This window comes from Bacillus sp. FG16 (assembly GCF_057809515.1).
Window position 1 is genome coordinate 1 of sequence record NZ_JBMDKC010000178.1, and the last position, 5,403, is coordinate 5,403.

The window sequence follows — 5,403 nt, forward strand, 5'->3', positions numbered from 1 at the left end:
TTGTAACAGTGGAAAGAAATATAAGTTCTGTTGTATGAACAAAGAAATAAGGTTAGATATATAGAAAAGAGATACCCCTATTTTATTCGGTTTGGGGGTATCTCTTTTCCTTAGCTTGATGGCGATGTTGCCGTGCCCCTAACACACGAGCTATGTTGTTCAATACATCAACAGATCCATGGCACGTTTATATATTTTTCCTTTATCTTGGCCATGTACAGTTCCTAAATCATGTAATAAGCGGATATAAGTCGCAACAAACACTTTTTCGTTAAAAATCCCTTTGGGAAAGGTTCGATTTTTTTCTGAAATTGGCGTCCAGTTCATTTCCTCTATCTTTTTCACAAGCGGATGGTATTCATTTATCCCAATTTCCCAAAAGTTCACTTTTCCTTCCCGTTCTCTCTTGCAGTATCTTACAAAATTACTTCTCACAACTAATTCACGAAATCGCTCTGGAATTTCTTATTTCTTATTTCTGATAGAAAAATACCCTTTTCGTTTAGATCCATATCTCCAAATAATTGCTAATATTTCTGCAAAATCATCTGTTGCAAGAAATTGATTGAATTGTTTTTCCTCTTCATTTGATAATCTAAATTTCTTAGTCAATATTAGTTCTCCTATCTTTCAAAGAAATACAAATAAAGTGAAACGTTAATCAATAAGAGTTTTGTATTCATGCGTTCATTCCCTACTAATTATCAGTTGAGCCAATAGAGCCTTTACGGGCAGTTAATCCCCACCGAACTTCTTTGCTTCCATTGATTTTTGAAATGGGGGATCGACTGCCTATTCATGCAGGATAAACCCTTTAAAATATTTCACCAATACAAGTTTAATTCATCGCAATATGTATCCGCTTCAATGAAACAATTGCTCCAATCAGCGGTATTTGCAATCTCACAGATAATATCTTCAACCTGTTTTGTTAAATCATCAATATCTTTGTAGGGAACAAAAAATACATATTCATTAGATGCGTTCATTTCCATATTAAAATCATATCGGAGATATTGCTCCACTTCTTTTCGTACCTTGCTTTTCCCCTAACAATTTTACTATTATTTTCCACACATAACAACATACGAATATTGGCTGTTTATTCTTTAATTTGTTCGCGTTTTTCGGTTTGCTGATTTTTTCGTATATACCGGTAGAGTGTAGCTTGACTAATACCTGTCATGTTTACAATTTCCTGGATGCTATATTCTTTAGAATCATATAACTTCAATGCTCTCTGAAGGAAACTGTCCTTAACACGAGGGCGCCCACCTACTCTTCCCCTTGCTCTTGCACTTTTAAGACCCTCTAGTGTACGTTGAGCAATCAAGTCTCTTTCAAACTGGCTGAATGCTTGAAATACTGTTAACATCAATTTTCCTTGGGGTGTATTCGTATCGAACTGTTCTTTAATACTAATTAGCTTAACTCCCTTAGTCTCAAAAAAATCAACAAGTTCAATTAAATCTTTGGTACTTCTTCCTAATCTAGAAAAGCTTTCAACAACTAAAGTATCACCCGGTCTAATTTTATCTTTTAATCGAGTAAGCTCTGGACGATTACTTTTCGTACCTGATATTTTTTCAGTTAAAACTTCAGTACAGTTATAATTTTGCAGCATGTCGAGTTGACGAATCAAATCTTGTTGTTGGGTACTTACCCTTGCATAGCCATAAATATATGAATTCATGAAATCACCTAACCTTTATAAGATGATTTTATCATAAAAGGTAGTTAAAGTTAATTTGATTTTGACAATAGTTTTGATAACATAGTTAAGCGATTTATAAGGATTAAATTTTGTTTATTTTATAATTATCAAAAACTATCGTTTTTGATATAGCGTGTATGTTTATTGTTTCTCCAAAAATAATAATACAGGATAAACATAAGAAAACACATAAGAATACTGTAGTAATATCGTAAACTATATGATAAAATATGTATGAAAAAGAGTAAAGAAAAAGCTCATTCTTTTACAAGAAATGAGCTTTCCTTTTTCAAGCTAAACATTGTGAATGGCTTCAATCTTTATTAGGGAAAAGATTGAAAGAAAAATTTAGCGTAATTATATTTTGTCATGAGTATAAAATAAAGTAAATTGATAATATTTATTTTGAATATTACGAATTCACCTTGCACTTTCACAATGAGTAATCTAAAAATCCCACGGCCTGATTAGGCCGTGGGATTTTTAATTGATTTTGCAGATAGGGTGTTTTGCCCCTTCCCCCCGAAAAAGGGGGAAGAAGGACAGGAATACTTTATTTTTCATTATATGAAATCGTGGAAATTATTGAAATGTTCTGTCCATAGGTAACAGATGAAATGAAAGTTATTCAAATTTGTAGTATAATAAATTTCTAAATAATAAAAGGGATTAACAAAAAAGAACGGTTCTATTCGCATAGTCCGTCCTTCAAGAAGGGAATAATGACAGTTATTCTTCTTAATTACACTTAATAAAACAGAAAATTCAATCTATTATGTATTGAGAAAATATTCATCTTCTGAAATAAGGTGGTTGTTATGAACAAAGGTGATGCCATTTTAAGGTTGCTCTCAGAAATCAAGTTGGAGCTTAAAGACGTAAAAGAACAAATAGAGAAAATACAAACAAAGTTAGATACCTTCGAACAACAAAATCAGGTGAAGAACAAAATAGGGCGAAAGAAGCCAAAAACAAAACCTGATAAACAAGAGAAGCGAGATTGGAAATACCCAGCTAAGCTGAAATGAAACTTGGATATAACTAAGACCATACAGAAAAAGTGAGGCGATAAGTAATTGAATCCACAAGAATTTGAGGATACATTGCAACAATTTGCTTTCTTCTTATCTAGTCGAGGAAGGAAGCCATCCACAATTAAACGATATGTCTATGATATTGAGGACTTCGGAAGATGGCTGCAAGCATCTAATCGTTTTCAAGAAGAGAGTATATGGAGAAATCTGGACAAGCGGGATTTTGAATCCTATTTTCAGGAACTCCAATATACACGAAAATATAGTGAGAAGACTATTCATAGAATTGCAGTCGTGTTAAAAAAATTGTATCAATTCTTGGATATTCCAAGTCCTATCGTAGAAATGCAGGGAATTACTCCACCAAATCGGGCCCTACGCAAGGAGGACTTTATTACGACGGAAGAAGAGAAAAAGCTAAAAAACATTCTTTCTTCACCTGAAGGATTGTCAGAAGAACAACTTTCTGTTCGGCCGCTTCTCATAGAACGAAATGTATCCATCCTATCACTTCTTTTGGATTATGGGCTTACACTACAAGAACTCGTATCGTTACAGATGCAACAGATACACTTTGGAAAGAACATGATTACAGTTGTGCATAGTAAGGGGAATAAACGAATCATCCGTTTAGAAGAAGAAGATAAAATACGTTTATTTACCTATTATAGAACGATACCGGAACCAGTTCGTCCTAGATATCATAGTACAGATCCTTTATTCGTTGCATTTGATTTTAAACGAGGCACATTCCGCTGGGTGTATGACAATGATGCCCCGAAAGCATTAACAGCAATTGCTGTGCAAAAGATGCTTCGATTAGAAGTAGCCAGAGCGCAATTGAGAAAAGGAATTTCCGCACAGCACTTACGGAATACTTTTATTCTACGTTGTCTAGAAAGGAATATGTCTATAGAGGAAATCAAAAAAAGAACGGGATTTCTTTCTCATTTATCAGTAAAACGTTATGTAGAATATGCAAATCAGCATTCTCATGGAAAATAATTAAAAAAATCAATTTCTATAGCATATAAAATAGTATACGTTTTCTTTTTCATAGGCATCTGCGATAAAAGGAGCATAGAACATCAAACATACGAAAAGCTCCCTAACTTGTTATACAAATCAGGGAGCAAAGGGTGGTATAGTATCGGTTACGCCAAGTGTAGCATAAAAAGGTTCATTCGGTCTATATATTTCTGAATATTCATTTTTTAATATTAGTTCTTCAGGTTCAGATGGCCCTAAAGAATCATCTAACCTTGTGAAAAAGTGTACGGTACACTTTACTTGTCTAAAATAAGACGTATTTCCGACAGTTCCATATTTGTAAACTTCGCAATATCTTCGATATCCATGCCATTTTTATGCATGCCCTGAATCAGTTGGATTTTCCCTTCTTGAATCCCTTCTTCTTTTCCTTCTTTACGTCCCTTTTCTATGCCTTTCTTCTCTGCATACTTGAACTTAGAAGTCTCATCAATCAGAGCCTTTTGTCTTGCTTCATATAACATACGGAATCCAGGATCTTGACTCATCTTTTCCCACTTTTGCATCGCATCTTTTAAAATCGGGTCTCGGTTCATAGCGATCTCCTCCAGCGTATGCGTTAATTGTGTATCTTCATTGGCAGATAACAAAAGTAACCATCGTGCCACATCGTCTTCCCACAGATTTACTTGTTCTTGTTTCCATTGTGCCATTAATTTAGGGATTTCAATGACATGAAGTTCCAAATCGTCTACAAGTAATTTTTGTAACTCAATATCCCATAGTTTCCCCGTCGTATGGAACGTTTCGTACTCTGGAAAGACAGGAAAGTTCAAAATATTAATCGTAATTGTCTTTCGTAATGTATCATAAGAATCACCTTTTTGCATTTGAGAAGCATATAAGCGACTCCAATAATACAAACTACGCTTGAGGAAATCATTTTGGTCAGAGAGTTGAATTTCAATGGAAATTTGGGTCTCATCGTCTAACGTTGCTAATACATCTAGAATGGACAATTTGTCTTTTTCATATTCGCGGTGCATATGTGGGTCTTCTATTTTCAGCGTTTGAATCGGCGAAGAAAGCGAAGACGCTAACGTCACGTTCAAAAATTGCATTAAAATCTGTTCATTTCCTCTTGTTCCAAATAATTGCTTAAAAGCAAAATCCACTCGTAAATTCACTAAAGGTTGATTCATACTATGAGTTACCTTTCTGATTTCATTTTCTATCTTTTTTGTTAGGCCCCTTTTTCGGGGGAATGGGCAAAGAAAGTATATGTATCTATTGTATCGGAAAAAGGAGAGAAGAAGCAACCCTTGTGGAGTTTTTGGGAGGATTTTATTTTTATTATACAATATGGTACGTGAAATTTTATGTTATCCTCTAAAATTCCCCTACTACTCTTTATAGTATCTGCCGTTTTTATTGTTCGACATAGAAAATGCATTCACTATTCCTTTTTGTGTTGTTAGAAAGGAATCTGAGCGTTCATTTTTCACACTCTCCGCAAGCCAAATGGATATTATACCTATATTTTAACAGGAATAACCATCAGAGAAAATATGTGGACTAGAGGTGTATCGTCAAATGGACCGAACAGTAAGACACCGCTCGTTGCTTCAACTCTTCGTACGTGCATAATCTTTGTTTCTCAAATAA

At 34.3% G+C, this 5,403-nt stretch carries 5 protein-coding genes and 1 pseudogene; 2 read left to right on the forward strand and 4 right to left on the reverse strand.

Features of this window, described 5'->3' with window-relative positions; translation table 11 throughout:
- Positions 1–159: 159 nt before the first annotated feature.
- The 3 genes and pseudogenes from ACODS7_RS30875 to ACODS7_RS30885 all read right to left on the reverse strand — a co-directional run bounded on the left by ACODS7_RS30875 (position 160) and on the right by ACODS7_RS30885 (position 1,693).
- Positions 160–387 carry a hypothetical protein gene (locus tag ACODS7_RS30875; protein WP_243169346.1) on the reverse strand — a complete coding sequence of 76 codons (228 nt, stop codon included), beginning with the start codon at positions 385–387 and terminating at the stop codon, positions 160–162.
- A gap of 78 nt (positions 388–465) precedes the next feature.
- The gene (locus ACODS7_RS30880; protein ID WP_243169345.1) at positions 466–612 is read right to left on the reverse strand and encodes a hypothetical protein; all 147 of its coding nucleotides are present in this window, start codon (positions 610–612) and stop codon (positions 466–468) included.
- Positions 613–824: 212 nt separating this feature from the next.
- A pseudogene (locus ACODS7_RS30885) lies at positions 825–1,693 on the reverse strand (recombinase family protein).
- Positions 1,694–2,532: 839 nt separating this feature from the next.
- Between ACODS7_RS30885 and ACODS7_RS30890 the strand changes: the two are divergent.
- Both ACODS7_RS30890 and ACODS7_RS30895 read left to right on the forward strand, forming a co-directional pair.
- Entirely contained in the window at positions 2,533–2,742 is a 210-nt protein-coding gene (locus ACODS7_RS30890; RefSeq protein ID WP_098976821.1) for a hypothetical protein, read from the forward strand.
- 48 nt (positions 2,743–2,790) lie between these two features.
- Positions 2,791–3,753: a tyrosine-type recombinase/integrase gene (locus ACODS7_RS30895; protein WP_243169343.1), complete on the forward strand. Its 963-nt coding sequence runs from the start codon at positions 2,791–2,793 to the stop codon at positions 3,751–3,753.
- A gap of 281 nt (positions 3,754–4,034) precedes the next feature.
- Here the strand turns inward: ACODS7_RS30895 and ACODS7_RS30900 are convergent, their stop codons facing one another.
- Complete coding sequence (locus ACODS7_RS30900; protein WP_488828407.1) at positions 4,035–4,940, reverse strand: Rpn family recombination-promoting nuclease/putative transposase; 906 nt, start codon at positions 4,938–4,940, stop codon at positions 4,035–4,037.
- Positions 4,941–5,403 lie beyond the last annotated feature (463 nt).

Coding starts and splice junctions, on each gene's coding strand:
- ACODS7_RS30890 (WP_098976821.1), top strand. CDS start 2,533: ATGAACAAAGGTGATGCCATTTTAAGGTTGCTCTCAGAAATCAAGTTG.
- ACODS7_RS30900 (WP_488828407.1), bottom strand. CDS start 4,940: ATGAATCAACCTTTAGTGAATTTACGAGTGGATTTTGCTTTTAAGCAA.